The organism is Vicinamibacterales bacterium (assembly GCA_035699745.1).
Taxonomy (GTDB): domain Bacteria; phylum Acidobacteriota; class Vicinamibacteria; order Vicinamibacterales; family 2-12-FULL-66-21; genus JAICSD01.
Map to the genome: position 1 here is coordinate 1 of DASSPH010000003.1, position 5,362 is coordinate 5,362.

General features: G+C 67.4%; 4 protein-coding genes. 3 read left to right on the forward strand and 1 reads right to left on the reverse strand.

Annotated features, from left to right (window positions below; translation table 11 throughout):
- The 3 genes from VFK57_00115 to VFK57_00125 form a co-directional block, all read left to right on the forward strand.
- The coding region (locus tag VFK57_00115; protein ID HET7694088.1) for a tannase/feruloyl esterase family alpha/beta hydrolase at nucleotides 1-744 on the forward strand (744 nt) is incomplete at its 5' end.
- A 233-nt stretch (nucleotides 745-977) separates the two neighbouring features.
- Nucleotides 978-2,108: an alpha/beta hydrolase-fold protein gene (locus VFK57_00120; GenBank protein HET7694089.1), complete on the forward strand. Its 1,131-nt coding sequence runs from the start codon at nucleotides 978-980 to the stop codon at nucleotides 2,106-2,108.
- A gap of 124 nt (nucleotides 2,109-2,232) precedes the next feature.
- The gene (locus VFK57_00125) at nucleotides 2,233-3,159 is read left to right on the forward strand and encodes an alpha/beta hydrolase (protein ID HET7694090.1); all 927 of its coding nucleotides are present in this window, start codon (nucleotides 2,233-2,235) and stop codon (nucleotides 3,157-3,159) included.
- Between the two features lie 122 nt (nucleotides 3,160-3,281).
- On the opposite strand, the gene VFK57_00130 is transcribed toward VFK57_00125, so the two are convergent.
- Nucleotides 3,282-5,362: ABC transporter permease (locus tag VFK57_00130; protein HET7694091.1), on the reverse strand; the 2,081-nt coding region annotated here is incomplete at its 5' end.

Consider the following 5,362-nt stretch of genomic DNA (forward strand, 5'->3'; position numbering starts at 1 on the left):
GAAGACGGCGTGATCGACGATCCGCGCGCCTGCCGATTCGATCCGGCGGCCCTTGCATGCACGGCGGCCGAGACGGATTCGTGTCTGACCGCACCGCAGATCGCCGCCGTCGCCAGGGTCTACGCGGGCGCGCGCGCGCGCGACGGGCGGCAGTTGTACCCCGGATGGGCGCGCGGCAGCGAGTCCGGGTGGGGACAGTACATCATCAATCCCTCTGCGCCGGTGCGCATCGCCCTCTTCCGCGACTGGGTGTTCGAGAATCCCAGGTGGGATCCGCGCACGTTCGATTGGGACAAGGACGTCGCCACGGTCGACGCCGCGTGGCCGATGCTGAACGCGATGTCAACCGACTACACGGCGTTCAACGCACGCGGCGGCAAGTTGATCATGTACACGGGCCTCGCCGACCCGGTCGTCTCGCCGCTCGACACGATCGAGTACTACGAGCGCGTCGTCAGCGCGAACGGCGGCCTCGACGCGACCCGGCGTTTCTATCGCTTCTTCCCCGTTCCCGGAATGGCGCACTGTGGCGGCGGCAGCGGCACGGGCACGTTCGACGCTCTCGCGGCGCTCGAGGCATGGGTGGAGCGCGGCACCGCGCCGGACAGCATCCCCGCATCTCGCTCGATCAACGGGCGCGTCGATCGCACGCGGCCGCTGTGCGCATATCCGGCCGTCGCCCGCTACAGTGGATCCGGAAGCATCGATGACGCGGCGAACTTCGCCTGTGCCCCGGCGCGGTAGGCGTCGCTTATAATCGGCCCGGTCCCAATCCCCCGCAGGGCTCATGTCTTCGTGAGGCACAGATGATGAACCGGACCCTTCGCGTTCTTCCGGCAACCGCCCTCGCAACGCTCGTGGCCGCATCAGTCCAGGCCCAGATCAACAACAATCCGCCCGGGGGCAGCGGCCCCAGCGGACGCGGGCGCGGGCCTGGGGTGGAGGCCAGCGTTGTCACCAACGTCCGCTCCCCCGAAGTGAACGCCGACAACACCATCACGTTCCGGCTGCCGGCCCCCAATGCGAAGAAGGTGCGCGTGTATACCGACATGCCGAAGCTTGGCGACACCCCGGTCAACGGGTCCGCCGGTTTCGACATGAGCCAGGACGCCAATGGCGTGTGGTCGTTCACGACTCCCAGGCTCGCGCCGAGCTACTACCAGTACTGGTTCGACGTGGACGGACTGGTGACGCCCGATCCGCAGAACACCTTCGTTCGCCCTGCATCGGGCGTCTACAAGAGCGTCGTCGCGCTGCCGGGGAAGGAAGCGGACTTCATGATGTTCCGCGACGTGCCGCACGGCAACCTGATCGAGCACCAGTACGTCAACCAGCTGACCAAGGTGGCCCGTCGTGTGGTCGTCTATACGCCGCCCGACTACAACACGAGCAGCAAGAAATATCCGGTGGTCTACCTGCTGCACGGCGCCAACGACTACGAGCGCGGCTGGACGCAAACCGGCATGGCCAACATGATCATGGACAATCTCCTCGCGGAGAAGAAGGCCGTTCCCGCGATCATCGTCATGCCCTTCGGTCATGAGAAGACCGGTTCCGCCGGCAGACAGCCCGAAATCGTCGCGCTGCAGAAGGCCCTGGGGTATACCCCGCCACCGGCGGCGGCACGCGGTGATGCACCGCGTGGTGGCGGTCCCGGTGCCCCGGGTGTCGGGCGAGGGGTTTCGCCGAGCGGTTGGAGCATGGCCAAGGAAATGCTCGATTACGTGATCCCGTATGTCGAGAAAGAGTTCCGCGTCGTCAAGGACAAGGAGCACCGCGCGATCATGGGCTACTCGATGGGCGGCGGTCACGCCACCTCCATCGGTTTCGGCCATCCGGAACTGTTCGCCTACGTCGGCGCGTTCAGCGGATTCGGTTCCACCGATCTGCTCACCGCCGACCCGGCGAAGACGAACAGGAACTACAAGATGATCTTCATCGGCTCCGGCACAGAGGACACCGCCGTGAATCGTGGCCGCACCATGCACGATGCGCTGACGAAGGCCGGCGTGAAGCACATCTGGAGCGAGGATCCCGGGTACGGCCACGATTACCAGATCTGGCGGCAGTATTTTCATCGGCTGATGCAGCAGACTTTCCGCGACTGATCAGGCGCCGCTCATGTGGTGCGCAACGCTGAGCCTCGCTTTCCTTACCGTCTTCGCCGGAGGACTCGCCGGAGCGCAGGAAGCGAGACGCTGGACAGACCCTGCCGCGCATGAGGTCCGCTTCGTGACCGTGGACGAGGGCGTCACGCTGGAAGTGCTGGACTGGGGCGGGTCGGGTCGTGCCCTCGTACTCATCGCCGGCTCGGGGAACACGGGGCACGTGTTCGACGACTTCGTCCCGCAGCTGCGCGATTGCTGTCACGTATATGCAATCACCCGTCGCGGGTACGGGGCCTCGAGCCGTCCGCCATCCGGCTACGCCGACCAGCGTCTCGCGGACGATGTGTTCCAGGCGATCGAGCGGCTGCGGATCGACAAACCGATTCTAGTAGGCCACTCGATGGCCGGCGGCGAGATGACGACGATCGGACGGCAGCACTCGGACCGCATCTCCGGCATTGTGTACATCGACGCGCTCGGCGACCTGGAGGATGATCCGGCCGCCGACCAGGAATGGCTGGCGCTGCAGCAGAAGCTGCCTCCCGGACTGCAGCGGGGGCCGAAGTGCGGTCCGGTGGACCGGAGCACGTTTGCCGAATACCGTCGGACCTGGGGCTGCACCCTCGGGTTCATGTTGCCGGAAGCGGAGCTGCGCGCGGCTTTCGAACCTGCGGGCGAGGGGGTCGGCGCGTACAGGATCCCCGAGTGGGTCAGCCCGGCGATCGGGAAAGGTCAGGTCTACCGGCGCGATTATTCGGGCATCCGCGTTCCTGTCCTCGCGCTGATGAACGGTGCGCAGACGACTGACCAGGTATTGAAGGCCACGGGGTACGAACCGACGAACGAGAAGGAGCGGGCTGCGATCGACGCCTTCATGGCCAGATCCCGCATCGTGTTCGGGCGGATTGTCGACAAGCTGACGCGGCATGTGCCGGACGCGCGCGTTCTGTGGTATCCCAACGCGGGGCACTATCTCTTCCTGACACGCCAAGCAGACGTGCTGAGAGAGCTTCACGCCTTCGTCGCAGCGGTGGATGCGAAACGCCGGTGACACGTGACGGGGAAGCCCGCGGCTCGGCTGATGCGCGCTGCAGGGTACGAGCGCATCCGCGCCAGCCGAAATTGCCGACGGCGCTCCGCGCGAACGAATTCGTTCGACGTGAGCCGGCGTGGCTATTCGCTGCGGAGCGCTACGTTGGGATCGACCGCCGCGGCCCTGCGGGCCGGCAAGTAGCAGGCAAAGAACGCGGCACAGATCAACAGAATCGGCGTCACCACCAGCATCCACGGATCGACGATGGCGACGTCCAGCTCGAGATACGCGCGCGTGATCGCCCGGCCGACGAGGCCAATCGACAACCCGAAGATGAGCCCGTCGAGGACAGGGCGATAGCCGTCCACGAGCACCATGCGCTTGATCTGTCCGGCGGTGGCCCCCAACGACATCCGCACGCCGATCTCGCGCGTGCGGTTGGCAATGATATGCGACTGGATGCCGTAGAGGCCCGCCATGGCGAGAAGCAGCGTGATCGCGCCGAGGCCGACCGCCGTCATGCCGAGCCCGCGCAGGACCTGAAACGGTCCGGCGAGCACCGATCGTCCCGTCCCGATGGTGTCGACCGCGACGTCCGGATCGGCACGCCGGATGGCCTCGCGCATCGCGCCCACCACATTCGTCACCGACCCGGATGCCCGCGCGACGACCGTGATGAGCGGCTGGTAGTGCTGCGTCAGCGGCACGTAGGCCAGTGGCCGCGGATCCGCGAAGATCCGGCCCACGTCCGTATCGGCGGCAACGCCGACGATCGTGGCCGTCTGGGACCGCGTCTGACCGACCGCCGTCTCCCGCCCGACGACGTCGGCGGTGCCGAACATCTGCCGTGCCGTGAATTCGCTCAGGACCACGACGCGCGGCGCGGCCGGCCCATCGCGATCGTCGAAACCGCGTCCCCGAAGGATCTCCACCCCGAGCGTTCGGAACATCGAGGGGGCCCCGGCGATCGTCGTCACCACCTGCGGGTCCATTCGCGCGGCGCTCGTCTGTTCCAGCGGTGAGATGGACAGACGCAGCGTGCTCGGCACGCCGAAGGGCAATCCACTCGACAGCGAGGCCGCCTCGACCGACGGATGGCGCCGCAGCTCGTCGAGTACCCGGTCGAAGACGCGCCGTGCGCGAGGCTCGTTCCACTCCGGCGTGTCGAGATTGAGAACGGCGACGCCGATTCGATCCAGGTCGATGCCGGAATCATGGCGCGCCTCCGCGATCGAGTACTTCACGAACATGGTGGCGATGATGAAGAACCCCGCCGCGATGGCGACCTGCCACCGCAGGAGCAGCCGCTGGCGCCGGCCGCGCTGCGGTCCGGCGGCCGATCCGCCGGCGAGCGCGCCGCGAACGTCGAGCGTGCGCGTCAGCTGAATCGCCGGCTCGAGGCCGAAGACGACGAGCGCGATGAGGAGCGACGAGACCGCGACCGTCAGCGCCGGCACGTTCAGCGCGGGATGAAACGACAGCGTGGTACGGCCGCCGAAAGGCATGGCGAGGCTGAACTCGGCGTCCATCACGACGCGCAACAGCTCGAACATGACGTAGGACGCGAATGCCCCGCCGGCGGCCAGCATCACGCTCTCGAGACACTGTTCGCGCACCAGCCGCCACCTCGATGCGCCGAGGGCGCGCCGCACGGCGAGCTCGCGCAGCCGTGTACTTCCGCGGGCGAGCACGAGGTTGCCGAGGTTCGTGCAGGCGACGACCAGCACCAGCCCGACGAGCGCCACGAGCGTCATCCCGAACCGGCGCACGGCGGAGTCCTCGTCGTCGGAGATCGCCGCCAGGGTCTTTGCGCGCCACGGGCGATCGGTGGCGCCGGCGCCCCTGCCACGGAATCGCGGCGGAAAGACCTCGTCGAGCCGCCCGGCGATGGTCTGCACTTCCGCCGAGGCCGAGGCGATCGTCACCTCCGTTGCGAGGCGGCCAAAGACGGTGAGCCGGCGATCGTCTCGTGCGGTGGCGCGCGGCGCCGCCGTCCGGGGGGACTCCTTCAGCCGTGCCTCGGTACCGAGTGGAATCCAGAACTGCGTGCCCACCAGCCATCCTCGAGGACCGCTGAACGAGGCCGGCGCCACGCCGATGATCTCGAAGGGTTCTCCGGAGATCGCCACGGTGGCGCCGACGATCCGGGGATCGGACGCGAACCGCCGTCGCCACAGCGTATCGCTCAGCATCACCACCCGTCCGCCGCCGGCATCGTCGC